This window comes from Streptomyces sp. NPDC048644, assembly GCF_043199105.1.
Taxonomy (GTDB): Bacteria; Actinomycetota; Actinomycetes; order Streptomycetales; family Streptomycetaceae; genus Streptomyces.
The window spans coordinates 300,554-325,347 of sequence record NZ_JBICVO010000006.1 but is presented as its reverse complement, the minus strand read 5'-3'; the positions used below and the strand labels follow the sequence as shown (position 1 = coordinate 325,347).

Below are 24,794 nucleotides of genomic sequence, written 5' to 3'. Positions count from 1 at the left end.
GAAGGTAAGAGGGGTATTACGCGGTGACTGCCACGGACCACGAACAGGACATCGACAGGTCCACGCCGTCACGCCGCCCACGCCGGGTGCGAGGGGTGATCGCCTCGATGATCAGCGTCTTCGGTGAGCTGCTGATCACGGTAGGGCTGATCCTGGGCCTCTTCGTCGTCTACTCCCTGTGGTGGACGAACGTCCTCGCCGACCGCGCCTCCCACAAGCAGAGCGACGAGGTACGCAAGCACTGGGAGTCCAGCGGGCCGAAGGGGCCGGGAAAGCTGGACACCAAGGACGGCATCGGCTTCCTGCACGTACCCGCCATGAAGAACGGCGAGGTGCTGGTCAAGCAGGGCACCGAAGACACGATCCTCAACGAGGGCGTGGCCGGCTATTACACCAAGCCGGTCAAGTCGGAGCTGCCGCAGGACAAGAAGGGCAACTTCACGCTCGCCGCCCACCGCGACGGCCACGGCGCCAAGTTCCACAACATCGACAAGCTCAAGGACGGCGATCCGGTCGTCTTCGAGACGAAGGACACCTGGTACATCTACAAGGTCTACGCGACGCTCCCCCAGACCTCGAAGTACAACGTCGATGTCCTCGACGAGATCCCCAAGGAGTCCGGCAAGCACAAGGCGGGCCGCTACATCACGCTCACCACCTGCACCCCGGTCTACACCTCGGACTACCGCTACATCGTCTGGGGCGAGCTGGAACGCACGGAGAAGGTCGACGCCGACCGTACGCCGCCCCCGGAGCTCCGCTGAGGCGCATCCGCCGCGGGTCTGCCGACGCGGGCGGGGCAGGCGCCATGACGTGAGCCCCGGTGGCCCTTTCCAGGGCCGCCGGGGCTCAGTCGTACCGTTCGGCGCTGTGGCCCCGGGAGCCGGGGCCACAGCGGGCCGTCAGTGGTGCCAGCCGAGGATGCCGCCGTCTTCGTTGTCATCGCCGCCGCCACCGATGGTGGTCAGTGTCACGGTCGTCGACTTCGGGTCGGACGGGGTCTGTCCCGCGGGATCCTGCGACATGACACGGGCGTTGTCGTCATCGGAACTGCCGTCGGCGAACTGGATGTTGGTGAATCCCGCCTGCTCCAGCGCCTTCTTGGCGTCCTTCACCTTCTGGGTGACCACGTTCGGCACCGGCGTCTGCGCGGCGGCCTTGCCGACGGTCAGCGTGACCATCGAGTTCTTGTCGACCTCGGTGGTGCCCGGCGGGTTCATCGCGGTGACCTTGCCGACCTGCGCCGGGTCGGACACGTCCTGCTCCTGCTTGGTCACCTGGAGGCCGAGGTCCTTCAGCTGCTTCTCCGCCGAGGCGAAGTCGTTGCCGACGACGTCGGGGACCTTGACCTTCGGGTTCGCCTTGGCGATGGACAGCGTGATCGTCGTGTCCTTGGGCTTCTTCGTGCCCGCCTTCGGGTCCTGGGAGACCACCGTGCCGGGTTCCCGGTCGGCGACGACGGACTGGGTCTCGATGTTGGTGAAGCCCTTGTCCTTGAGGTCGGCCTTGGCGTCTTCCTCGGTGAGGTTCGTCAGGCTCGGGACCGTGATCTGGGCGGGCCCTGTGCACATCGTGACGGTGACCGTGCCGTCCTTGTCGATGTTGCTGTCGGCCTCCGGCTCCTGCTTGGTGACCTGGCCCTTGTCGGCGTTCTCGCAGGACTCGCTGCCGCCCTTGACGACCTTGAAGGTGCCGTTGCGGCCCGCTTCCTTGGCCTGGTCCAGCGTCTTGCCGATGAGGGAGGGCACCGGCACCGTCCCGCCGGCCTTGTTGCCGCTGAACATCGCCTTGCCGATGAAGATCGCGCCGACCAGGACGAGCACACCGGCGACGGCGAGCAGGATCGTCGAGGTGTGGCTCTTCTTCTGGCCGCCGGATGAACCGCCGCGGCGCCGGCCGTCCCGCTCGTCGTAGCCGTAGCCGCCGTCGTCCGGGTTCATCGGCGGCAGCATGGAGGTCTGCCCCGCCGGGTCCTGCGGACGCAGCATGGTGGTGGGCTGGTCCTGGTCGAAGCCGCCGGCGCCCATCGCCGCGGTGGCCGCCACCGGCTGCCCGTCGAGGGCCGCCTCGATGTCGGCCCGCATCTCGTCGGCCGACTGGTAGCGGTAGTCGGGGTCCTTGACCAGCGCCTTGAGGACGATGGCGTCCATCTCCGGCGTGATCTCGGGATCGAAGTTGCTGGGCTTCTGCGGTTCCTCGCGCACGTGCTGGTAGGCCACGGCGACGGGGGAGTCACCGACGAACGGCGGTCGCACGGTGAGCAGTTCGTAGAGCAGGCAGCCGGTGGAGTACAGGTCGGAGCGGGCGTCGACCTGCTCGCCCTTGGCCTGCTCCGGGGAGAGGTACTGGGCGGTGCCGATGACCGCGGCGGTCTGCGTCATGGTCATTCCGGCGTCGCCCATCGCGCGGGCGATACCGAAGTCCATGACCTTGACCTGGCCGGTGCGGGTCAGCATCACGTTGGCCGGTTTGATGTCGCGGTGCACGATGCCGGCCCGGTGCGAGTACTCCAGCGCCTGGAGCACCCCGGTGGTCATCTCCAGCGACCGTTCGGGCAGCAGCTTCCGTCCGGAGTGCAGCAGCTCTCTCAGCGTGGAACCGTCGACGTACTCCATGACGATGTACGGGATCGAGACGCCGTCGACATAGTCCTCGCCGGTGTCGTAGACCGCGACGATGGACGGATGGTTCAGCGAGGCGGCCGACTGGGCCTCACGGCGGAACCGGGCCTGGAAGGACGGGTCGCGGGCGAGGTCCACCCGGAGCGTCTTCACCGCTACGGTGCGGCCCAGGCGGCTGTCGTGCGCGAGGTACACCTCGGCCATGCCACCGCGGCCGAGCACCGAGCCCAGCTCGTACCGGCCGCCGAGGCGACGCGGCTCTTCCATAAGCTTCTCCAGCCCTCTCCGTCAGTCCCGACCGCACCCGTGTGTGGTCCGGCGGTGTGCTGTCCGGGCATACCGTACCCGGCGCACTGCTCCGGGCCGGGCCGTAGCCGCAAGCTGATATCCGACCGGTATGGCCATGCCCAGGGTCACTTCTTGTCGCTGAGCACCGCTTCCATCACGCTCTTCGCGATCGGGGCGGAGAGCTTGCCGCCCGCGATGTCGTTGCGAAGTGTGTCGGAGCCCTCAATGACGACGGCGACGGCGACCGGGGTGCCCTTGTCGGTCTTGGCGTAGGAGATGAACCAGGCGTACGGGTTGTCCTTGTTGTTCTCGCCGTGCTGGGCGGTACCCGTCTTGCCGCCGACCTTGACGCCGTCGATCTGGGCGGTGGTTCCCGTGCCCTTCTCGACCACGGTCTCCATCATGTCCTGGACCTTCTGCGCGTTCTCCGGCGACAGCGGCTTGCTCATCTCCTTGGGAGTGTGCTGCTGCACGACGTTCAGATTCGGCGCGACCAGCTTCTCGACCATGTACGGCTGCATGAGCTTGCCGCCGTTGGCGATCGCGGCGGTCACCATGGCCATCTGGAGCGGAGTGGCGCGGTTGGACGCCTGGCCGATGCCCGCCATGGCGTTCTGCGGCCGGTTGTCCTTCGGGTAGACGCTCTCGGACGCCCGGACCGGGGTGTCGACCTTCGGGTTGTTGAAGCCGAACTTCTCCGCCTCTTCCTTCATCGCCTTGTTGCCCAGGTCGGCGCTGATCTTGCCGAAGACGGTGTTGCACGACACCCGCAGCGCCTCGCGGAGGCTGGCGTTCTCGCAGGGGAGGTCGCCCTCGTTGTTCAGCGGTTGGTGGGCGGTGTCGGGCAGCGTCCAGGGCAGCGGCGAGCGCGTCTTGGCGTCGATGTCGGTGTAGAGGCCGTTCTCCAGGGCCGCCGACGCGGTGACCACCTTGAAGGTGGAGCCGGGCGGGTAGGTCTGGCGCAGCGCCCGGTTGAGCGTCGGGTCGTCCGGGTTGTTCGTCCTCTGGAGCGCGTTGTACGCCTTGGAGTCCTTGTCGGTCATCCCCGCGAAGGTGGAGGGGTCGTACGACGGGGCGGTGGCCAGCGCCAGGATCGCGCCGGTCTCCGGGTTGATCGCGGCGACCGCGCCCTTCTTGTCGCCGAGCCCCTCGAAGGCGGCCTTCTGGGCCTTGCCGCTGAGGGTGGTGACGACGTTGCCGCCCTCCTGCTTGCCGCCGCTGAGCATGTCGACCGTGCGACTGAAGAAGAGCTTGTCGTCGGTGCCGGTCAGGATGGAGTCGTTGAGCTTCTCCAGGAAGTTGGCGTCGAACGCCTGTGAGGCGTAGCCGGTGACCGGCGCCCACATCTTGCCGTTCGTGTACGTCCGCTTGTACTTGAAGTCGCCGCTGCCGGTGGTCGTCGAGCCGGTGACCGGCTTGCCGTCGACGATGATGTCGCCGCGCGGGGTGCTGTAGCGCTCGATGGCGACCCGGCGGTTGTATTTGTCGTTCTTGAGTTCGTCGCCCTGCACGAACTGCACCCAGTTGATGCGGACGAGCAGAGCGAGCACGAGCAGGCCGCAGAAGATCGCGACCCGGCGCAGGGGCTTGTTCACGGACGGACCACCTGGGTCATCTCGGCGTCGGTGGACGGAGCGGGGGCCGGGGCGGGCCGCCGCGCGGTGTCGCTGATGCGGAGCAGGATCGCGACCAGGGCCCAGTTGGCGATCACGGAGGAACCGCCCTGGGCGAGGAACGGCATCGTCATACCCGTCAGCGGGATCAGGCCCGTCACGCCGCCGGCGACGACGAAGACCTGGAGCGCGAAGGCGCCCGACAGGCCGACGGCGAGCAGCTTGCCGAACGGGTCGCGGGCCGCCAGCGCCGTACGGAGACCGCGCTCGATCAGCAGGCCGTACAGCAGCAGGACGGCCATCAGGCCGGCCAGGCCGATCTCCTCGCCGACAGTGGCGAGGATGTAGTCGCTCTTCGGCGCGATGCCGAGGATCAGCCGGGAGTAGCCCTGGCCGAGGCCGGAGCCGAGGATGCCGCCGGAGCCGAAGGCGTACATGGCCTGTGCGGTCTCGGTGACGCCGCCGTTGAGCAGTGCCAGTGGGTTGAGCCAGTTGTGCACACGTTCCTGGACGTGTGATTCGAAGGTCGCCACGGCGACCGCGCCGCCCGCGCTGAGCAGCAGGCCGAAGACGATCCAGCTGGTGCGCTCGGTGGCGACGTACAGCATGACGACGAAGAGGCCGAAGAAGAGCAGCGAGGTGCCCAGGTCGGTCTCGAAGACCAGGATCATCAGGCTCAGCGCCCAGATGACGAGGATCGGGCCGAGGTCACGTCCGCGCGGGAGGTAGAGGCCCATGAAGCGGCGGCTGGCCAGCGCCAGCGCGTCCCGCTTCACCATGAGATAGCCGGCGAAGAAGATCGCGATGATGATCTTCGCGAACTCTCCGGGCTGGAGCGAGCCGAGGCCCGGGATGGTGATCCAGATCTTGGCGCCGTTCACGCCCGGGAAGAACATCGGGGCGATCAGCAGGACCAGCGCGACGACCATGGAGATGTAGGTGTAGCGCTGGAGGACGCGGTGGTCCTTGAGAAAGATCAGGATGCCGAGGAAGAGCGCGACGCCGAGGGTGGACCACATCATCTGGTTCGGCGCCATCGCCTTGCCCAGTGAGGGTTCCTGGTCGAGGCGCCAGATGAAGACCAGGCCCAGACCGTTCAGGAGCGTGGCGATCGGCAGCATCAGCGGGTCGGCGTACGGCGCCCACTTGCGGACGACGAGGTGGGTGACCCCGGCCAGCAGTCCGAGGCCGAGGCCGTAGCCCAGGACGCCGGCCGGGACGGTGTGCTCCTTGGCCAGGCCGACGTTGATGTACGCGAACACCGGAATCAGCACCGCGAAGACGAGCATGACCAGCTCGGTGTTACGGCGGCTGGGCGCTCCGATGGTGCCGATGGTGGTGGTGTTGGTGGTACTGCTGCTCATAAAAGTAACGGCCCCCTACGCCCTCACTGCTGGGTGCTGCAATTCTTTTCCAGCTTCTGCTGCTCCTCGGAGGGGGCCTGGCTGGTGGTGGGAGTGGGAGTCGGTGTCGCCGCGAGCGTGCCGACGGTGCCGCTGGTGCCGGCCTTCCCGGTCTTGCTGCCGGGGGTGGTGGGCTTGCTGCCCGGCTTGCTGCCCGGCGTACCGCCGGCCTGGCCCTGGCCCTTGGCCTTCGCGGCGGCGCGCTCGGCGGCTTCCCGCTGTGCCTTGTCGAGGCAGGCGCCGGCCTGCTTGCCCAGCTCGGTGACCTTCTCGGTCGCCTCGTCGCGGCTGTCGGCCGGGATCGTCTCCTTGACCTGGTTCTGCTGGTACACCGGTAGGTACTTGAGTTCGATCTCGGGGTGATCCTTGTCGACCTTGTTCAGCGAGATCCACGCGAGGTCCTGGCTGAGACCCCGGTAGAGCGCGACGTGATCGTCCTTGGCGCCGACGAAGTACTGGGTCTGCGTCCAGCGGTAGCCCCCGTAGAGACCACCGCCGACGACGGCCAGCGCGAGGACGGCGATCAGCGACCGCTTGAGCCACTTCCCGCGCCGCTCGGGCTTGAGGAAGTCCTCGTCGGTGAACGCGCCGAACGAGCCCTGCGGCGGCCCGGCGATGTCACCGTCACCGCTTCCGGGCGGCCCGAACGCGCCACCAGGGGCGGTCTGTTGCGGGACGTCCCTGTTGCGGCCCAGCTCGGCGGCGCGGGCGGCCGGAGTCTGGAGCGTGCTCGGGTCGTTGAGCTGGTTCTGGTTCTCGGCGACCGCGCCCACGATGACCGGGGTGTCGTTGAGCTGCCCGGCCAGGGCTTCGTTGCCGTCGACGTCCAGGACGTCGGCGACGATGCAGGTGATGTTGTCGGGGCCGCCGCCGCGCAGCGCGAGCTGGATCAGCTCCTGCACGGTCTCGTGCGGGCCGTGATAGCTGGCGAGGGTCTCTTCCAGCGTCTGCTGGCTGACCACGCCGGACAGCCCGTCCGAACAGATCAGGTACCGGTCACCGGCCCTGACCTCCCGGATGGACAGGTCGGGCTCGACGTGATCGCCGCTGCCCAGCGCCCGCATCAGCAGCGAGCGCTGCGGGTGGGTCGTGGCCTCTTCCTCGGTGATCCGGCCCTCGTCGACGAGCCGCTGCACCCAGGTGTGGTCCTGGGTGATCTGGGTGAGCTGGCCGTCCCGCAGGAGGTAGGCGCGCGAGTCGCCGACGTGCACCAGGCCGAGGCGCTGACCCGTCCACAGCAGGGCGGTCAGGGTCGTGCCCATGCCCTCCAGCTGGGGGTCCTCCTCGACCATCACCCGCAGCTGGTCGTTGGCGCGCTGCACGGCCGTCCCCAGGGAGGTGAGGATGTCCGAGCCGGGGACGTCGTCGTCGAGCTGGACCAGGGTGGAGATCACCTCGGACGAGGCGACCTCGCCGGCCGCCTGGCCGCCCATGCCGTCGGCGATGGCCAGCAGGCGCGGGCCCGCATAGCCCGAGTCCTCGTTGCCCTCGCGGATCATGCCCTTGTGCGATCCGGCGGCGAAGCGCAGTGACAGACTCATGCGCACCTCACCCGTCGGCTCGGGGTACAGCCGGTCTCGTCGAGCCACACTGCCCACCCTCCGGTCGGGAGCACGCTCGGGTCCGTCGAGTGGACCGCCGCGGCTCGCTCGCTCCGCTCGCTCATTGTCGTACTACTTCCGCAGCTCGATGACGGTCTTGCCGATGCGGATCGGGGCTCCCAGCGGAATCGGGGTCGGCGTGGTGAGCCGGCTCCGGTCCAGATACGTGCCGTTGGTGGAACCGAGGTCCTCGACGATCCACTGGCCGTCACGGTCCGGATAGATCCTGGCATGCCTGCTGGACGCGTAGTCGTCGTCCAGGACGATCGTGGAATCGTGCGCGCGGCCCAGCGAAATGGTCTGGCCCTGGAGCGCGACGGTGGTGCCCTGCAGGGTGCCTTCGGAAACCACCAGTTTGGTGGGGGCACCGCGGCGCTGGCGGTTGTTGCCGCGACCGCCGTCCTGGCGGCGCTGCTGCGGTGGAGTGGCGGGTTGGCGCTGGGTACGCGCCTCCTGGCCGCCCCGCCGGGCGGCGCCGCGCTGTGTGACGCGCGTGCCGAACAGATCGCTGCGGATGACCTGAACGGCCACGATGACGAACAGCCACAGTACGGCGAGGAAACCCAACCGCATGACCGTGAGGGTCAGCTCTGACATTGCCCCCGCTTCACCCTTCGGCTTGCCGGTAAACGATGGTGGTACTGCCCACGACGATCCGCGAACCGTCGCGGAGATTAGCGCGGGTGGTGTGCTGCCCGTCCACCACGATCCCGTTCGTGGAGCCCAGATCCTGGATCGTGGGGGGCGTGCCGACACGGATCTCACAGTGCCGCCGGGAAACCCCGGGGTCGTCGATCCGTACGTCGGCGTCGGTGCTGCGGCCCAGCACGAGAGTGCCGCGCGAGATCTGGTGGCGGGTGCCGTTGATCTCGACCCAGCGCCTGGTCTGTGCGTGCGGCTGCGGTCCTGCACCCGGCGGCGCCGTACGGGGTACGGGCTGCGCGCCGGGAGGCGGGGACGAGGGCATGGGGGGCGGGCCCACGTGACCTCCGCCGGTGTAGCCGCCGCGCGGCGCCGAAGAGGCGCGCGGGCCGGCTGCCTGGCCCGGCTGTTCCTGGGATGAGCTGGAGGCAAGGGTGCGGCTGCGGACGCGGTACAGGCCGGTGTCGAGATCGTCGGCCTTTTCCAGGTGCACCTTGATCGAACCCATGAAGGTGTACCGCTGCTGCTTGGCGTAGTCGCGGACCATGCCCGACAGCTCGTCACCGAGCTGCCCGCTGTAGGGGCTGAGCCGCTCGTAGTCGGGGGTGCTCAGTTCGACGATGAAGTCGTTGGGGACGACCGTGCGGTCGCGGTTCCAGATGGTGGCGTTGTTGTCGCATTCGCGCTGGAGCGCACCGGCGATCTCAACGGGCTGCACCTCGGACTTGAACACCTTGGCGAAGGTGCCGTTGACGAGCCCCTCAAGACGCTGCTCGAAGCGTTTCAGTACTCCCACGGGACACCTCCTTCCTCAGGCTTCGTCAGGGTCGTCCTGATACTGCTTACTGATCGTATCCACGCGTCGGGAAATCGGCTGGTTCCCCTTTCCCGCCCGGAGTGACGAGTGTCGCCCCACACAGGGTTGCCCGCTGCTTCCTTGTTCCTCGGCCGGTTGCTTGTGCACTGCGATCGTAGATGTGCCCGGAAGACAGTGTCCCGCAACCGCCGACCTCTCTTGCCGGGCGGGGGGCCGAGACCTTGTCCGGCCGGTGTCCGTCCGGCCCGGGGATGCCGGGTCACCTGGGACGGCGGGTGCGCCGGCGTCCGCTCCGGGTGCCGGACCTTTCCACACCGGCCGGCCGTCGGGAAGGGGCCGGCGGGCCGTGCTGCGGGGGCGACGAAAGGGCAGGTGAAACCACCCGCCACGCCGTGCTAATGTTCTGCATGTCGGAAGGCGCTCGCACAAGACCCGGACCGAAAAGCCCGGATCGCGTGAGAGGATCATTCGGCAGCACCCATGCGCGGGTGGCGGAATAGGCAGACGCGCTGGATTCAGGTTCCAGTGCCCGAAAGGGCGTGGGGGTTCAACTCCCCCCTCGCGCACAGATGAGACCCCCGGTCTCCGGAGAAATCCGGAGACCGGGGGTCTCTCGTTGTGTCCGGAAACGGCCGCGCTCGCCGGCCATTCCTGTCCGGAAGCTATCGCTCGCGGGGCGTCGTGGCCGCGATCCTCCGTACCCCGTAAGGCAGTTGGCCGCGCGCTCCGCCGTCGGGAAGCCCGATGGCGGCGGTGGGCAGGGGAGTTGCGGGCTACGTCAGCACGTCCGCGACCGCGGTGCCGAAGGCGCGGATCCTGGCGGTCTCGTGTGCGCCGCGGTGGAGCAGCCCGAGGACGGAGCCCGGCAGGCCGGACACGGGGAGGAAGGTCAGGTCCCGGCGGCCGTGATAGTCGGCGGTGGGGCGGCACAGCAGCATCGCTCCGCGGCCCGTGGCGGCCAGGGTGAGGCCCTCCTGGAGGGTGCCGACGGAGGGGCCCGGAGGGATCGGGCGGCCTCCAGGGGTGGCCGTGGGGGCCTGCGCCCGGCGCCAGTAGGCCGGAGCCGGGCCGCCGATGGAGATCAGCGGTACGGACGCGAGGTCCTCCGCGGTGAGGGCGGAGCGCGCGGCGAGCGGGTGCCGTACGGAGAGCGCGAGGGTCTGCGGCTGGGCGGCGAAGACCGGGCCGATGACGAGGTCGGGTTCGGCGGCCGGCAGCAGAGCCACAGCGATGTCGACCGTGCCCGCACGCAGCGCGCCGAAGGGGTCGCACAGCGGGATTTCGGTGAGTGAGGTGACGCACCCGGGGTGCCGGGTGTGGAAGGTGTCGATGGCGCGCATGATGCGGTCGTCCGCGGTGCCCTGGAAGCCGATGGTGAGGGTGCCCTCGATGCCCCGGGCGGCGCTGCGGGTGGCGTCGAAGGCGGCGTGCAGGGTCGCGTACGCGGGGCGCAGGGTGGTGCGGAAGTCCTCTCCCAGAGGGGTGAGGCACACCCGTCTGCTGGTGCGGTCCACGAGGCGGGCGCCGATGCGGGACTCCAGGGCGCGCAGCAGTTGGCTGACGCGGCTCTGCGAGAGGCGGAGCCGTTCGCCGGTACGGCCGAAGTGCAGTTCCTCGCTGAGTACGAGGAAGCACTCCAGTTCGCGAAGCTCCATGCCGCTCACGGGCATCCCTTCGGTGGTGCCTGACCGGTCGCGGCGGCGGCCGGCCGGGAAGCTCTGCTCGTGGAAGATCCATGAGTCCTGCTCATGGAAGGGTGAGAACTTCGGCGTTGTTCCCCGTGGCGGCCGGGCGTTGGCTGGGGGCATGACGAAGACCGGTGAAGTGGCGGGGGAAGAAGGCGTGTTGGGGCGCCCCGGGGGCGGCTGGCCGGCCGTGGGAGTGCTGGCGGCGGCGACGTTCACGGTGGTGACGTCGGAGATGCTGCCGGTGGGGCTGCTCACGCCGATCGGCGGGGACCTGGGGGTTTCGGACGGGACGGCGGGGCTGACGCTCACCGTCACCGGGCTGGTCGCCGCGGTGTCGGCACCGTTGCTGACGATGCTGGTGGGGCGGTGGGACCGGCGTGCCGTGCTGATCGCGCTGATGGGGACGCTGGCGGCGGCGAATCTGCTGGCGGCGGCTGCTCCGGGTGTCGTGGTGCTGTTGGTGGCCCGGGTGCTGGTGGGCCTGGGGATGGGCGGGGTGTGGGCGCTCGCGGCGGGGCTCGCGGTGCGGCTGGTGCCGGAGGGGCGGGTGCCCGCGGCGACGTCCCTGATCTTCAGCGGTGTCGCCGCCGCGTCGGTGCTGGGCGTACCGGCGGGCACGCTGGTCGGTGAACTCGGCGGCTGGCGTGCGGCGTTCGTGGCGATGGGCGCGGTGTGCGGTGTGGTGGCCGGGGCGCTCGCCCTGCTGCTGCCGTCGCTGCCGTCCACCGGTGCGGTGCGGCTCGGCGGGGTGCTGGCGCTGTTCGGCAGGGCGTCGGTGCGGACCGGGCTGGTGCTGGTGGCGCTCTTGGTGACGGGCCATTTCGCGGCTTACACGTATGTGCGGCCGGTGCTGGAGGAGGTGGCGGGGGCCGGTGCCGCGCAGGTCGGCAGCCTGCTGCTGGTGTTCGGCGTCGCCGGGCTCGTCGGCAACTTCGTGGCCGGTGCGGGGGCGGCCCGGTCGCCGCGTGGTGCGTTGCTGGTGATCTGCGCGGTGCTGGCGGGGGCAGTGTTGCTGATGCCGGTGTGCGGGCGCGCGTGGGGCGTCGCGGGGGGCGCGGTGGCGCTCGCGGTGTGGGGGCTCGCCTACGGGGGCGTGTCGGTCAGCACACAGACCTGGTTGATGGCCGCGGCGCCCAAGGGGCGTGAGGCGGCTTCGGCCCTCTTCGTGGCGGTGTTCAACGGTGCCATCGCCCTGGGCGCGCTGGCCGGTGGCCGGGCGGCGGACGGCTGGGGCGCCGTGGGCGTGCTCCGGCTGGGCGGCGTGCTCGTGGTGGGGGCGCTGGTGACCGCGGGCGTCGGACGGGCGCCGGCGGCGGGATGACGGCGGCGGCCTCCCGGGGGCCGTTGGTACGCGGCGCCCCGGGGCGCGCGGGGAAGGCGGCGCTCCCGGGGCGGGCCGGTGCCGTGGGCCGGCACGGTGGCCGTGGCGTCAGGCGGCGGCGCGCTCGGCGACGGCCTTGCCCTTCGACGCGGCGTCCTGGAGGGACTTCTCGCGGGAAGCCTCGTACTGCGGGATCAGCTCGGCCATCGCCGGGTTGGCGGGCGCCATGGTCAGCTCCGGGACGATGAAGTCGACCTCCAGGCCGAAGCCGTCGCCCAGCACGGTCTCCAGGTAGTTCTGCACGTAGTCGGAGCCCGCACGGGGCGTCCCCGGGGCGTACGAACCGCCGCGGCTGGCGACGACGGTGACCGGGGTGCCCTTGGCGGACGGCTCGGCTCCGGCCGTGCGGCCCATGATGATCACCTGGTCGAGCCATGCCTTGAGCGTCGAGGGGATCGTGAAGTTGTACATCGGCGCGCCTATGACGATCGCGTCGGCCTGCTCCAGCTCCTCGGCGAGCCGGGTGCGCAGCGCGAAGGCGGCCTGCTGCTCGGGGGAGTGGGTCGCGGGGTCGGAGAAGCCGGCGGACGCGGCGATCCCGTCGATGTGCGGCAGCGGGTCGGCGGCCAGGTCGCGGTAGATGACGGTGCCGTCGGGGTGCTGCGCCTGCCATGCGTCGCGGAAGGCCGCGGTCACGGCGCGGGAGGCGGAGCCGGTCTCGGGGAAGACGGAGGAGTCGAGGTGCAGAAGCGTGGCCATGGTGATCGTTCCTCAGGGGTTCGCGGCCGGCGGGCGAGGCCGCGGCACGATGGTTGAATTCCGTACGTCACTATTCATAACACAGGGACTTACTTTTCCGCAGTAGCCAACGGGAAAGCGGTACGCTGAGGGCATGGCGGATCACAGCGAGGCGACGTGCAGGCAGGTCGACGGCGGCATGACGCGCGTCTTCGAGCTGTTCGGGAAACGCTGGACCGGCCTGATCGTCGCCACCCTGATGCCGGGCCCTGTGCACTTCGCCGACCTGCGACGGGCGATTCCCGGCATCAGTGAGCGGATGCTGTCCGACCGCCTCATGGAGCTGGCGGCGACCGGCCTGGTGGTGCGCGAAGTGGACGCCGGACCTCCGCTGCGGGTCGCCTACCGGCTGACGGAGGCGGGCCGGGCGATGGAGCCCTCGCTCAAGGAGCTGGCCCGCTGGGCCGAGACCTACCTGGCCGAGGGCGGGCAGTGCCCGGAGCGCTTCCGGAAGTAGCGCGCACCGGGGCGGCGCCGGGCCGCCATGGGGCGGTGGCGGTCAGCCGAGCCGTTCCTGGGCGGCGTTGTAGCGCAGCAGGTACAGCGCGAAGCGGTTGAGATCCGCCTCGCTCCAGTCGGCCAGCCGCTCGTGGAATGCCTGTCGGCGGCTGTTCGAGGCGTTGTCCAGCACCTGGGCGCCCTCCGCTGTGGGATGCAGCACCTGGACGCGGTGGTCGGCAGGGTCCAGACGGCGCTCGACGAACCCGAGCTTCTCCAGCGCGGCGATCTGCCTGCTGACCGTGGACTTGTCCAGGAGGTAGTGCGCCGCGAGGTCCGTTGCCCGGCATCCCTGCTGGTCATCGAGGTGCGCAAGCAGGGTGTACGAGACCAGCGACAGCTCCGGGTGGATGCGGGCCGCGGTGGCGCGGGCCCGCCGGGCGAAGGCGGTCAGCTCCTGCTGGATGGTCTCGACGGAGTCGTCGCGGTGGGCCACGAGGTTGCCTTTCGTTGAAGTAGTTGTATAGTACAACGTGGTTTGGGAGTTGTATAAGCCAACCACTAAGAGTTGTAAAAGCCATCTATTGGCTGTATCCGAGCCGACTAGCTTGAGAAGGCACCATGAGTCCGGTCCGCCGTTCCGACCGCCACCGTGATCACGGACTTGATCACCGCCCCGACCGCCGCAACCCCCACGCGGCCGGGCTGCGCCACGTCCTGCTGCACCTGGTCACCCCGCTGCTGATGTGCATCGGGATGGGCCTGGCCTACCTCGGGGCGTTCGCCGATCCGGCACCGCACCACCTGCCGGTCGCGGTCGTCGGTTCAGGGCAGAGCGCGCAGCTGCTGGCGCAGTCGATCAACGACAAAACGGGCGGTGACCTGGAGGTACGCACCGTCCCCGACCGCGCGACGGCCACCGGACAACTGCGGCACCAGGACATCTTCGGCGCCTACCTCCCCCACGGAAAGAGCGGAACGGCCGCCCGCGGCGACGACTCCGCCCGCCCGGCCAAGACCGCGAGCACGGCCGGACCCGCGCCGGAACTGATGGTCGCGACCGCCGGGTCGGACACCACCGCCTCCGTGGTGCAGAAGGTCTTCACCCCCGTCGCCGCCCAGCAGGACCGGCCCCTGAAGGTCACCGACGTCGCACCGACCGTGCAGCACGACCCGACCGGCCAGGGCATCTTCTTCCTGCTGGTCGCGATCAGCATCGGCTCGTACGCATCGGTCGCGGTGATCGGCGGCGCGGGGGCGGCGCTGCCGATGCGGCTGCGCGCCCTGCTGGCCGTCGGCACCTCCTTCGTCGTCAGCATCATCGGGACGCTCTTCGCCGGCCCGGTCTTCCACCTCGTCGACCACGGCATGTGGGGCCTGTGGAGCATGGCCTGGCTGTACTCCGCCGGCATCCTGCTGATCGGAACGGGGCTGCACACCTTCCTCAAGCGCTGGACCACGCTCGGCGTGATGGCTCTGTTCGTGATGCTCAACTTCACCTCGTCGGGCGGCATCTTCCGGCCCGAGATGCAGAACGGATTCTTCGCGGCCCTGCACTCGTTCTGGAACGGCGCAGGCTTCGTGGAGGGCACCCGAAGCCACGTCTACTTCGACGGCTACGGACTGGCCGGGCACGTCTGGACGCTGGTGATCTGGCTGGTCATCGGTGCGGCAGTGGCCGCCATCGCCGGCCTCACCGAGAACCGCAGGAAGACCGCCGAGGAAGCGGCAGCGGAACGGGCCACCGCCGTCGCGGCTGCCGCGGTGGCCGCGACGGTGACCGAGGGCGCACGCCATGCGGAGCAGGCGGATGTGGTGGATGGCCGGGGGCGGCGAGGGCGGGTCGCGGACGCTGAGGCCGAGGCTGAGGAAGAGGAGATGGAGGAGGCTGTGGGGGTGTAGCGGGGTGTGAGGGGAGCGGGCGTTCCCGCCGTAGCAGGGGCTCGTCGAGCAGTGGCGGAAGCGGGCCGACCAGCCGCTGAACCGGGCGTCGGGGAGAGGGCCGTACGCTGGCCGGGTGACGAACTCGCACGCGGAGAACGCGCAGGACGGCCAGCACCGAACGGACGCCCAGGGAGCGGCGTACGTCACCGATGGACCGGGGGAGGCGGGCGAGCCGGGGGTGCCTGGTGGGTCCGGCGAGCATGTGGTGTCCGGTGAGGGCGGCGCGTCCGGGGATGCGGAGGCACCTGGCGGCAGTGAGCGGGACCGGGCCGCCGAGGACGCGGCGACCCGGCGGCTGGCGAAGGCGGTGTTGGCTGCCGAGCAGGCGCTGATCGAGTTCGAGATCGCGGTGGAGACCTTCCGGGTGGAGGTGGAGAACTTCTCCCGGCTGCACCACCAGCGGCTTGGCCCCATGTATGCGCGGCTGGACGAGCTGGACGCGCAGATCGCCGAGGCGGTCGCGGCCAGTACCGGCGATCCGGAGGACGTCCGCAAGGCACGCGAGGCCCGTGCTTCGGTGCTGCCGATGCCGAATGTCGAGGAGCTGTTCCACGGCTGGATCGGGTCGGACGGGCTGTTCCCCGAGGCGCAGGCGATGCTCACCGAGCAGCCGGTACAGCCGCCGCAGAAGGTGCGGCCCAGCGAGGACGCCCGCAAGGCGTACCGCGATCTGGTGCGCAAGGCACACCCCGACCTGGCGCGTGACGACGCGGAGCGGGAGCGTCGGGATGCCTTCATCGCGCGGGTCAACGCCGCGTACGGCGCGGGGGATGAGGCGGCACTGCGCGAGCTGGCGAAGGAGTGGGAGGCAGGACCGGCGCCCGCTGAGGAGCGGCTCAGCGAGAGCGAGGAGCTGTACGCACGGCTGGAGTGGCTGGCCGAGCGCAAGGAACTGCTGGCGGCCGTCGCCGCCGAGCTGGAGGAAAGCGCGATCGGCGCGATGATCAAGATGGCGCCGCAGGATCCGGACGCCCTGCTGGACGAGATCGCCGAGAAGCTGCTCGCCGATGTCGCAGAGCGCGAGACCCGCCTCGCCCAGCTGGTCGGGTAGCGTCGGGGACATGCGATTTGGTTCTCTGCCCACGGTCGGTGTCGACGCGCTCACGTCCCAGGACTTCCTCTTGGACGTGCGCGAGGACGACGAGTGGGAAGCGGGGCATGCCGAAGGCGCGCTGCACATCCCGATGAGCGAATTCGTCGCCCGTTATGGGGAGTTGACCGAGGCCGCGCCCGCGGACGGCAAGGTTTATGTGCTCTGCCGGGTCGGCGGGCGGTCCGCGCAGGTCACGCAGTACCTCGTCCAGCAGGGCGTCGAAGCGGTGAACGTCGACGGCGGCATGCAGGCGTGGGAGGCCGCCGGCCGTCCGGTCACGGATGGCCGGGGTGGCGCGGGAACGGTTATCTGAGGGCGCTTGGTTGGGGGTGGGGCGGCCGGGGTGGACCGGACCGCTTTCTGGCGGGGCCTTTCCTCTTCTCCCCCCCCGCCCCACCCCTCCCCCACCTCCCGATACGGCCGCCCCGCCCAAGTCTCAGGCGCCAAGCCTCAAGCGCCCCACCTACCCCCTACTCCCCTCCCACCTCACGCCAACATGTGATCGGCCAGCAGATCCCCCAGAGCTTCTTCATGGGCGGCGGCGGGGCCCAAGGACAGCTCCAGTTGCTTGGCCCAGGCGTGGTAACGGTGGAGTGAGTAGTCGGTGTCCGCGCCGAAGCCGCCGTGCAGGTGCTGCGCGGTCTGGACGACCCGGCGTATGCCGTCCGATGCCCAGATCTTGGCGACCGCGACGTCCCCGGCGGGTGGCAGGGCCCCGTCCGTGTCGGTGCTGATGCGCCACGCGGCCTGCCAGAGGGTGGCCGCCATCGCCCGTAGGTCGATGAAGCGGTCCGCCGCCTGGACGGCGACCGACTGGAAGGTGGCGACCGGGAAGCCGAACTGTTCGCGTTTGCTCGTGTAGTCGGCGGTCATGGTGAGTACGGCTTCGCCCAGGCCCAGTGCGAGTGCGCAGGTGCCGGTGGTCAGCAGCAGCCGCAGTTGGTCCCAGGCCGCCGGGTCGGTGAGGGTCTCCCGGCCTGTGACGCGTACGGCGTCCAGCCGGACCTCGGCGTATCGCTCGCCGTTCGTCGAGATCTGTGCGTCGAGCGTGACGCCGGTTCGGGTGGGCGGGACCAGCGCGAGGATCGCCCGGCCGTCGGCGGTGTGCGCGGGCAGCAGGATGTGGTCCGCGCCGTGGGCCCAGGGGACTGCCGTCTGTACGCCGTCGAGTATCCAGTGCTCGTCCTCGGGGCGTGCGTCCACGGCGAGTTCGGCGGCTTCGTGCCCGGTGCGTCCTCCGGAGGCGACGGTCACCACCAGCTCGCCGGTTCCGATGCGGGGCAGTATCTCGGCGCGCAGTGCGTCCGAGCCGTGGTGCTGGAGGGTGAGTGCCGCGGCGCCGCACTCCAGCAGCGGGACGCGCGCCAGTACCTTCGCCGATTCGCGCAGCACCAGGCACAGGGCCACCGGGTCGAGGCCGGCGCCGCCGTGTTCGGGCGCTATCAGCAGGCTCAGCAGGTCGGCGTCGGCGAGGGTCCGCCACAGCGTGCGGTCGAAGTCGTCGGCGACCGCGCCTGGGGTGAGCGCGGGGCTTGGCACGCTGTCGGGTGCGACCCCGGAGAAGACGGCTTTCGCCGCTTCGAGCGCGGCCTGTTGCTCCTCGGCGAAGGTGAAGTCCACTGGTCCGTCCTTCCGGGGCGCTTCGACCTGACGGAGTGTCAAGTTAGAACAGGTTGCAGGAATTGGGAATGGCGGGCGAGGCGTGAGCTGGCGACCGATCGTTCGGTTCCATGGTGGGAGGGGTGCGGTGCGGGGGTCAAACCCTGTGGATAACTCGGTGAGGCTGTGCCCGGTGGGGGCGGCCTGGGTACGGTTCCGTGGCGGAGTCAGCCGAGCGGGATTCTGGGAACGGGGCGGGAATGCAGTCATACGGGGACGAAACGCGGCCGGTGGCCGCGCTCTCGCTACCCTCGCGGATCGTCATATGTGTGGCGGCCAGTGCCGTGGCGGTTGCCGTGGCGATCCACCTGGCCATGATGTTTCTGCACGTCGCGCCGTCGAACACGCTCAGCAAATCGCAAGGGAAGCTGATCGGCGACTACGTCTATCCCGAGTACGAGCAGAACTGGAGACTGTTCGCGCCGAACCCTCTCCAGCAGAACATCGCGGTGCAGGTCCGTGCGGAGCTGCGGACCCGGGACGGCGGTCTGCGGACCACCGGCTGGACCGATCTGACCGCCCGCGACGGGCAGGCGATCCGTCACAACCTCTTCCCCAGCCACTCCCAGCAGAACCAATTGCGCCGCGGCTGGGAGAACTTCCTCAGCTCGCACGACGCGCAGAACCGCCCCAACGGGCAGCGCGGTGAGCTGGCCGAGCGCTACATCCGGCGGATCATGATGCAGCGGATGGGCGCCGAGTGGGCCAAGGACGGGCAGGTCGAACGGATACAGGTCCGCTCGAAGACGACGCCGGTCATGCCGCCTCCGTGGAGCACGGAGAAGATCAGCAACAAGCCCGAGTTCCGGGTGCTGCCCTGGTGGCAGGTCACCGCAGCCGACCTGCCCGAGGGGGCGACGACCAAGTGACCGTGCCGCACTCACCGAAATCACCGAAATCATCGGAATCGTCGGCCGCGTCGAAAGCGCCGGACTCGGCCGGTCTTCCGGGGCCCTCGCGGTCACCGGAGTCTCCGGGCGAGCCCGCCGCCCCGCCCCCGCCCACCGGCCTCGTGACGGAGACGCGCTTGGAGCGGACCATCGGCCGCGGCTTCCGGCAGGTCACCGGCCGGGCCATGGCCCCGTACCAGACCGCCGTGATCCGTATCGGCTTCGCGGCGACCTGGCTGCTGTTCCTGCTCAGGGAATGGCCGCATCGCGCGGAGCTCTACGGGCCCGACGGCCCCTGGAGCCTCGACATGGCGCGCCGGATGCTCGACGGCAACCAGGCATTCTCCGTGCTGGCCTGGTCCGACGGGCGCGGCTGGTTCGAGTGCGTCTACCTGCTGGCCATCGTCTCCGCCGCACTGCTGATGGTGGGCTGGCGCACCCGCACCATGTCGGTGCTTTTCATGATCGGCGTGCTGTCGCTGCAGAACCGCAGCATCTTCATCGGTGACGGCGGAGACAACGTCATCCACCTGATGTCGATGTACCTGGTGCTGACCCGGTGCGGCCAGGTGTGGTCCCTGGACGCCCGCCGCGCCCGGCGGGCGGCTGCCAGGAACGCCGCGGCGTCCGACGCCCCCGGCACCGACGCCGCCCCGGGACGGGACCTGCCCGGCATGCTGCTGTGGACCGTCTCCGGGCTCGCCCTGGCCACCGCGCAGCTGCTGGGCTGCCAGGGCCTGGGCTGGTTCGACGGCGGGCCGTTCCCGGATCTCGGCTGGGGCCTCGCGCTGTGGATCCTGTGGGCCGGGCACGGCCTGTGGTGGGCCGCGAACCGCTACGCACCCGGGGAGCCGCGGATCGTTCTCGACGTGCTCGCCAAGCTCGCGCACAACGGCGCCCTGCTGGTGATCATGGTCGAGGTCTGCCTCGTCTACTCCACCGCCGGCTGGTACAAGATCCAGGGATCGCGCTGGCAGGACGGCACGGCCGTCTACTACCCGATGCACCTGGACTACTTCTCGCCCTGGCCCGAACTGTCCCGGCTGCTGGGCGACAGCGGGCTGCTGGTCATGCTGCTGACCTACGGCACGGTGATCGTGCAGGTCGCCTTCCCGTTCACGCTGTTCAACCGCCGCCTCAAGAACGTCCTGCTGGTCGCGATGATCTGCGAACACCTGTCGATCGCGTTCCTGCTGGGGCTGCCGTTCTTCTCCCTCGCGATGATCGCCGCCGACGCCGTCTTCCTGCCGACGAACTTCCTGACCTGGCTCTCCGACCGGATCTCGGCGCTGCGCCGGCGGTTGTTCTCCGGGGGCGGTCCGGCACGCCCGGCCGCGGCGCCAGGGGACGACGAACCGGAGGCCCGTACGCACGGCTCCGGCGGGGGCCATACGCTCGTGGGGTGAGCAGCGAGAAAACCGCCCCGGCCGAGCAGCGCCCCGAGGCCGCAGGGGAGCCGGGCGCCCCGACCGAGCCGGTCCAGTACGACGAGGGCTTCGGCCAGGAGATCGGCGTCGGGCCGCACCCGGCGCCGTGGCCCCGGGACGACCGCTACGACCCGGAGCTGCTCGCGCAGGGCGACCGGCGCAATGTCGTCGACCGGTACCGCTACTGGACGCGCGAGGCGATCGTCGCCGACCTCGACACCCGGCGCCACGACTTTCACGTGGCGGTCGAGAACTGGGGCCACGACTTCAACATCGGTTCGGTGGTGCGGACCGCCAACGCCTTCCTGGCCCGGGAGATCCACATCGTCGGACGGCGCCGCTGGAACCGCCGCGGCGCGATGGTGACCGACCGCTACCAGCACGTCCGCCATCACCCCGGCACCGAGGACCTGACCGCCTGGGCCGCGTCCGAGGGGCTGCCGATCATCGGGATCGACAACCTCCCCGGCGCCGTCCCGCTGGAGACGACGGAGCTGCCGCGCCGCTGTGTGCTGCTCTTCTGGCAGGAAGGCCCCGGGCTGACGGAGGAGGCGCGCCGGCATGTGTCCGTGGTCTGCTCGATCGCGCAGTTCGGGTCGACCCGCTCGATCAACGCGGGTGCCGCGGCAGCCATCGCCATGCACGCCTGGATCGGCCGGCACGCCGTGATCGAGGCACCCGGCACCTCCTGACGGCCGCCCGCCCGCCCGCGTACCCCGGACGCCGTCCGGCCGTCTCCCCGGGGCACTGCCGCGCCCCGGGGACCTGGTGTCCGCGTCACGCCGGGCGGCGTACCTCCACCGTCCGGAAGCGGTTCGCCACGAACGCGCCGTCGCACAGCGCCGCGTTGGCCGCCGGATTGCCGCCCGAACCGTGGAAGTCGGAGAACGCCGCGGTCTGGTTCACATAGACGCCGCCGGTCAGGTTCAGCGACAGCTGGGCGCACTCCTCCAGGCAGACGTCCTGGATCGCGTCCTCCACCTCGGCGGACGTGGTGTACGCGCCGACGGTCATGGCGCCCTGCTCCCGGACCGTGCGCCGCAGCAGCTCCACCGCGTCGGCCGCGGAGTCGACGGCCACGGCGAAGGACACCGGGCCGAAGCACTCCGAGAGGTAGGCCGCTTCGTCCTCCGGCTTCGCGCCGTCCAGCTTGACGATCACCGGTGTACGCACCATCGCCCCGGGGAACTCCGGGTTGGCCACCGCCCGGGTTGCCAGGGCCACTTCGCCCAGCCCGGACGCCGCGTCGATCCGCGCCTTCACCTGCGGGTTCACGATCGCGCCCAGCAGCGCGTTGGCGCGTGTGTCGTCGCCGAGCAGGCCGCTCACCGCGCCCGCGAGATCGGTGACCACCTCGTCGTACGACTTGGGGCCCGCTTCGGTGGTGATGCCGTCCCGGGGGATGAGGAGGTTCTGCGGGGTGGTGCACATCTGGCCGCTGTAGAGCGACAGGGAGAAGGCGAGGTTGCCGAGCATGCCTTTGTAGTCGTCCGTCGAGTCGATCACGACGGTGTTGACGCCGGCCTTCTCGGTGTAGACCTGCGCCTGGCGGGCGTTGGCCTCCAGCCAGTCGCCGAACGCGGTCGACCCGGTGTAGTCGATGATGCGGACCTCGGGGCGGACCGCCAGGGTCTTGGCGAGCCCTTCATCGGGGCGGTCCACGGCCAGACACACCAGGTCGGCGGGGAAGCCGGCCTCGGTGAGCACCTCGCGCGCCACCCGTACCGTCAGCGCCAGCGGCAGTACGGCGCGCGGGTGCGGTTTGACGAGCACTGGGTTGCCGGTGGCCAGCGAGGCGAACAGGCCCGGGTAGCCGTTCCACGTCGGGAAGGTGTTGCACCCGATCATCAGCGCGACGCCGCGCGGCACGGCGGTGAAGGACTTGGCCAGCTCCAGCGGGTCGCGCTTGCCCTGGGGTTTGGACCAGGGGGCCTGCTGCGGGGTGCGGGTCTGCTCGGCGTACGCGTAGGTGACCGCCTCCATGCCGCGGTCCTGCGCGTGCGGCCCGCCCGCCTGGAACGCCATCATGAACGCCTGGCCGCTGGTGTGCATCACGGCCTGGGCGAACTCGTGGGTGCGGGCGCTGATCCGCGCCAGGATCTCCAGACAGACCGCCGCCCGTACCCCGGGCCCTGCGTCCCGCCAGGCAGGCATCGCGTCGCGCATGGCCGGCAGCAGCACATCCACGTCGGGGTGCGGATAGCTGATGCCCAACTCCGGTCCGTACGGCGACACTTCCTGGCCGACCCAGTCGTTCGTACCGGGCTGGTCCAGCTCGAAGCGGGTGCCGCGCAGCGCCTCGAACGCGGCCACGCCGTCGGGCGCCGCGGTCTCGCCGTACGCCTTCGGGTGCTCGGGATGGGGCGACCAGTACGCGCGGGTGCGGATCGTCTCCAGCGCTTGGTCGAGGGTCGGGCGGTGCTTTTCGATCAACTGCGCTGCGGTCATTTCGGCGGCCATCGATGACCAACTCCTCGTCGAGCCGGGCGGAGAGCGAACAGGGAAAGGGCGCGCGGTGGGGCGCGGTGGAGGGATGGGGACGGAGGCGGAAGGAGCGGAGGTGAGAGTGCGGGCAGGGAGTGTGGGGTCGGTGGATGTGCGTAGGTGGGAGGTACTAGGGCGATGGAGTTAGAGTAACCGAACGATCGGTCGGTGCAAGAGGGTCCGGTGAGCCTGTGGATAACTCGGTCGGGGAGGGGCGGTCGGCGTGGCGGGAACCGGGCCGGGTGGCGCCCTTGCGGCGGTGGGCGTGAGGGCCGTGGGACACGGGTTCCCGCAGGTGGCCGTGGGTGCCGGCCGCATCGTGCGGCTCCGGGGCACGACGCGGTGCCGTGCCGGACGGGCCGTGCCGGACGGGCCGTGGCGGAGGCCGTGCGTCGGCCGGACCGGCGTGCCGAGAAAGGCCGGATCCCGGCGCATCGGCGGGATCCGGCGCGCGGAGGCCCGCTCCCCTCCCGCGGTCGGCTCTCGCCCCCTGCGGCCGTTCATGCCTCCCTGCTCGCCGGAGCGCCCCTGGGGCAACTCACGGAAACGCAGGGCCTGTTCACGGCGCGAGTGCGGCGGTGCCGGCCGGTGGGGCGGTCGGACCGTGCCGACCGGCCGGGGCCCGGCGGCCCGTGGAGCGGACCGGGCGTTGTGGTGCGTCCTGGATCCGGGATGTGCTGGACTCCCTGCACCACCGGTACACCGGCGGCACCCGCGTGCCGTCCCCGCGCCCTGCGGCGCCGTGCAGACCAAGAGGAATGAGTGCTCTAATCATGACCATGGCCAAGCGCGACACCTACACGCCCGATTCGCTGCTCGCGGTCGCCGCCGAGGTGTTCAACGAGCGCGGGTACGACGGCACATCCATGGAGCACCTCTCCAAGGCGGCCGGAATCTCCAAGTCCTCGATCTACCACCACGTACGCAGCAAGGAAGAGCTGCTGCGCCGGGCGATAAGCCGCGCCCTGGACGGGCTGTTCGGGGTGCTGGAGGAGCCGGGTGCCGTCGAGGGGCGGGCGATCGAGCGCCTGGAGTACGTGACCCGGCGCGAGGCCGAGGTGCTGATGGACGAACTGCCGTATGTGACGCTGCTGCTGCGGGTGCGGGGCAACACCGACACCGAGCGGTGGGCCATGGAACGCCGCCGGGAATTCGACCACAAGGTCGCCGGTCTGCTGAAGCTGGCCGCCGCCGACGGCGACCTGCGGGCGGACGTCGACATTCCGCTGGCGACCCGGCTGCTCTTCGGCATGATCAACTCGATTGTGGAGTGGTACCGCCCGGGGCGCGGCGGCGCGGCCAGCAGGGACGAGGTCGCCGAGGCGGTCGTCCGTACGGCGTTCGCGGGACTGCGCACCTCCTGACGGAACCGCCCCTGCTCGTCGGATCCTCCTCACCGGGTGAGGGGCGTGCGCCCGTGCGCCTCCTGGCCGCCCGGCATCCGGCAGGGTTCCGGAGCGGGCCTCACTGCTGCTGGGGCCCCAGACCGGTCTCTTCGAACACCAGCAGCGTGCGGGTGCTGAGGACTTCGGGAATCGACTGGATCCGGGTCAGCACCAGCTCCCGCAGCTCCCGGTTGTCCTTGGTGTGCACCAGCAGCAGGACATCGAAATCGCCGCTGACCAGCGCGATGTGCGAGGCGCCGGGGAGCGCGGTGAGCTGCTCGCGCACCGTACGCCAGGAGTTCTGCACGATCTTCAGCGTGATGTAGGCGGATGCGCCCTGACCTGCTCGTTCCTGGTCCACGCGGGCGCTGAAACCGCGTATGACGCCGTCGTCGATCAGCCGGTTGATGCGCGCGTAGGCGTTGGCGCGCGAGACGTGCACCTGGTCGGCGACGGAGCGGATGGAAGCCCGTCCGTCGGTCTGCAGCAGGTGCAGGATCGAGCGGTCGATGGTGTCCAGCGGACGCGCGGGCGGCACGGAAGGGCCCGTCGCGGACGATCCCGGTGCGGTCGTTCCGGGCGCCGCCGGTGGCGCCCCGCCGGGATTGGCCATCTGTTCCTCCGGCATGTGGTCCCGCCTCCCCTTGGTGGACGCCCTGACTTCATCTCAAGCTGTGGAGAA

The 24,794-nt window shown here is 70.2% G+C and carries 22 protein-coding genes and 1 tRNA gene; 11 read left to right on the top strand and 12 right to left on the bottom strand.

What is annotated here, in order from left to right; translation table 11 throughout:
* Positions 1-23: 23 nt before the first annotated feature.
* On the top strand, positions 24-764 hold the full coding sequence (locus ACGFNI_RS16530) for a class E sortase (RefSeq protein ID WP_393684342.1): 741 nt from the start codon (positions 24-26) through the stop codon (positions 762-764).
* Positions 765-902: 138 nt separating this feature from the next.
* On the opposite strand, the gene pknB is transcribed toward ACGFNI_RS16530, so the two are convergent.
* From pknB to ACGFNI_RS16500, 6 genes are all read right to left on the bottom strand, one after another.
* A complete protein-coding gene (pknB, locus tag ACGFNI_RS16525) occupies positions 903-2,888 on the bottom strand; it encodes a Stk1 family PASTA domain-containing Ser/Thr kinase (RefSeq protein ID WP_393684340.1) in 1,986 nt (661 codons plus the stop codon).
* Positions 2,889-3,034: 146 nt separating this feature from the next.
* Positions 3,035-4,504: a peptidoglycan D,D-transpeptidase FtsI family protein gene (locus tag ACGFNI_RS16520; RefSeq protein WP_393684338.1), complete on the bottom strand. Its 1,470-nt coding sequence runs from the start codon at positions 4,502-4,504 to the stop codon at positions 3,035-3,037.
* Positions 4,501-5,886: an FtsW/RodA/SpoVE family cell cycle protein gene (locus ACGFNI_RS16515; protein WP_393684336.1), complete on the bottom strand. Its 1,386-nt coding sequence runs from the start codon at positions 5,884-5,886 to the stop codon at positions 4,501-4,503. The genes ACGFNI_RS16520 and ACGFNI_RS16515 overlap by 4 nt, the downstream gene beginning before the upstream one ends.
* A gap of 23 nt (positions 5,887-5,909) precedes the next feature.
* Positions 5,910-7,466, bottom strand: coding sequence for a Stp1/IreP family PP2C-type Ser/Thr phosphatase (locus ACGFNI_RS16510; protein ID WP_393684335.1), 1,557 nt, complete (start codon positions 7,464-7,466; stop codon positions 5,910-5,912).
* A 132-nt stretch (positions 7,467-7,598) separates the two neighbouring features.
* Positions 7,599-8,123 carry an FHA domain-containing protein gene (locus tag ACGFNI_RS16505; RefSeq protein ID WP_393684333.1) on the bottom strand — a complete coding sequence of 175 codons (525 nt, stop codon included), beginning with the start codon at positions 8,121-8,123 and terminating at the stop codon, positions 7,599-7,601.
* Between the two features lie 10 nt (positions 8,124-8,133).
* Positions 8,134-8,964, bottom strand: coding sequence for an FhaA domain-containing protein (locus tag ACGFNI_RS16500; protein WP_393684331.1), 831 nt, complete (start codon positions 8,962-8,964; stop codon positions 8,134-8,136).
* A gap of 503 nt (positions 8,965-9,467) precedes the next feature.
* Between ACGFNI_RS16500 and ACGFNI_RS16495 the strand changes: the two genes are divergently transcribed.
* Positions 9,468-9,551: transfer RNA gene (locus ACGFNI_RS16495), tRNA-Leu, on the top strand.
* A gap of 207 nt (positions 9,552-9,758) precedes the next feature.
* On the opposite strand, the gene ACGFNI_RS16490 is transcribed toward ACGFNI_RS16495, so the two are convergent.
* Positions 9,759-10,655: a LysR family transcriptional regulator gene (locus ACGFNI_RS16490; RefSeq protein WP_393684329.1), complete on the bottom strand. Its 897-nt coding sequence runs from the start codon at positions 10,653-10,655 to the stop codon at positions 9,759-9,761.
* A gap of 136 nt (positions 10,656-10,791) precedes the next feature.
* On the opposite strand from ACGFNI_RS16490, the gene ACGFNI_RS16485 reads away from it, so the two are divergent.
* Positions 10,792-11,994, top strand: coding sequence for an MFS transporter (locus ACGFNI_RS16485; RefSeq protein WP_393684327.1), 1,203 nt, complete (start codon positions 10,792-10,794; stop codon positions 11,992-11,994).
* Between the two features lie 108 nt (positions 11,995-12,102).
* On the opposite strand, the gene ACGFNI_RS16480 is transcribed toward ACGFNI_RS16485, so the two are convergent.
* Positions 12,103-12,753, bottom strand: a complete 651-nt coding sequence (locus tag ACGFNI_RS16480; protein ID WP_393684326.1) for an FMN-dependent NADH-azoreductase — start codon at positions 12,751-12,753, stop codon at positions 12,103-12,105.
* Between the two features lie 133 nt (positions 12,754-12,886).
* On the opposite strand from ACGFNI_RS16480, the gene ACGFNI_RS16475 reads away from it, so the two are divergent.
* Positions 12,887-13,249, top strand: a complete 363-nt coding sequence (locus tag ACGFNI_RS16475; RefSeq protein ID WP_393684325.1) for a winged helix-turn-helix transcriptional regulator — start codon at positions 12,887-12,889, stop codon at positions 13,247-13,249.
* Between the two features lie 42 nt (positions 13,250-13,291).
* Here the strand turns inward: ACGFNI_RS16475 and ACGFNI_RS16470 are convergent, their stop codons facing one another.
* Positions 13,292-13,726, bottom strand: a complete 435-nt coding sequence (locus tag ACGFNI_RS16470; protein WP_393684324.1) for a MarR family winged helix-turn-helix transcriptional regulator — start codon at positions 13,724-13,726, stop codon at positions 13,292-13,294.
* A 125-nt stretch (positions 13,727-13,851) separates the two neighbouring features.
* Here ACGFNI_RS16470 and ACGFNI_RS16465 point away from each other — a divergent pair, with 125 nt between their 5' ends.
* The 3 genes from ACGFNI_RS16465 (at position 13,852) to ACGFNI_RS16455 (ending at position 16,580) form a co-directional block, all read left to right on the top strand.
* Positions 13,852-15,132 carry an ABC transporter permease gene (locus ACGFNI_RS16465; protein ID WP_393684322.1) on the top strand — a complete coding sequence of 427 codons (1,281 nt, stop codon included), beginning with the start codon at positions 13,852-13,854 and terminating at the stop codon, positions 15,130-15,132.
* A 115-nt stretch (positions 15,133-15,247) separates the two neighbouring features.
* Entirely contained in the window at positions 15,248-16,225 is a 978-nt protein-coding gene (locus tag ACGFNI_RS16460; RefSeq protein WP_393684321.1) for a J domain-containing protein, read from the top strand.
* A 25-nt stretch (positions 16,226-16,250) separates the two neighbouring features.
* Positions 16,251-16,580 (top strand): rhodanese-like domain-containing protein, encoded by a 330-nt coding sequence (locus tag ACGFNI_RS16455; protein WP_393684653.1) that lies wholly within the window; start codon positions 16,251-16,253, stop codon positions 16,578-16,580.
* Between the two features lie 173 nt (positions 16,581-16,753).
* Here the strand turns inward: ACGFNI_RS16455 and ACGFNI_RS16450 are convergent, their stop codons facing one another.
* Positions 16,754-17,887 (bottom strand): acyl-CoA dehydrogenase family protein, encoded by a 1,134-nt coding sequence (locus ACGFNI_RS16450; protein ID WP_393684319.1) that lies wholly within the window; start codon positions 17,885-17,887, stop codon positions 16,754-16,756.
* Positions 17,888-18,126: 239 nt separating this feature from the next.
* Between ACGFNI_RS16450 and ACGFNI_RS16445 the strand changes: the two genes are divergently transcribed.
* The 3 genes from ACGFNI_RS16445 to ACGFNI_RS16435 are packed head-to-tail and all read left to right on the top strand — an operon-like array spanning position 18,127 to position 20,935.
* Complete coding sequence (locus tag ACGFNI_RS16445) at positions 18,127-18,795, top strand: DUF5819 family protein (protein WP_393684318.1); 669 nt, start codon at positions 18,127-18,129, stop codon at positions 18,793-18,795.
* Positions 18,792-20,222, top strand: coding sequence for an HTTM domain-containing protein (locus ACGFNI_RS16440; protein ID WP_393684317.1), 1,431 nt, complete (start codon positions 18,792-18,794; stop codon positions 20,220-20,222). Before ACGFNI_RS16445 ends, ACGFNI_RS16440 begins: the two co-directional genes overlap by 4 nt.
* On the top strand, positions 20,219-20,935 hold the full coding sequence (locus ACGFNI_RS16435) for a TrmH family RNA methyltransferase (RefSeq protein WP_393684316.1): 717 nt from the start codon (positions 20,219-20,221) through the stop codon (positions 20,933-20,935). Before ACGFNI_RS16440 ends, ACGFNI_RS16435 begins: the two co-directional genes overlap by 4 nt.
* An 85-nt stretch (positions 20,936-21,020) precedes the next feature.
* Here the strand turns inward: ACGFNI_RS16435 and paaN are convergent, their stop codons facing one another.
* Positions 21,021-22,703 carry a phenylacetic acid degradation protein PaaN gene (paaN, locus tag ACGFNI_RS16430; protein WP_393684314.1) on the bottom strand — a complete coding sequence of 561 codons (1,683 nt, stop codon included), beginning with the start codon at positions 22,701-22,703 and terminating at the stop codon, positions 21,021-21,023.
* A gap of 797 nt (positions 22,704-23,500) precedes the next feature.
* On the opposite strand from paaN, the gene ACGFNI_RS16425 reads away from it, so the two are divergent.
* Positions 23,501-24,091 carry a TetR/AcrR family transcriptional regulator gene (locus ACGFNI_RS16425; RefSeq protein WP_393684651.1) on the top strand — a complete coding sequence of 197 codons (591 nt, stop codon included), beginning with the start codon at positions 23,501-23,503 and terminating at the stop codon, positions 24,089-24,091.
* A gap of 100 nt (positions 24,092-24,191) precedes the next feature.
* Here ACGFNI_RS16425 and ACGFNI_RS16420 read toward each other — a convergent pair whose 3' ends face one another.
* The gene (locus tag ACGFNI_RS16420) at positions 24,192-24,740 is read right to left on the bottom strand and encodes an Lrp/AsnC family transcriptional regulator (RefSeq protein ID WP_393684312.1); all 549 of its coding nucleotides are present in this window, start codon (positions 24,738-24,740) and stop codon (positions 24,192-24,194) included.
* Positions 24,741-24,794: the final 54 nt, after the last annotated feature.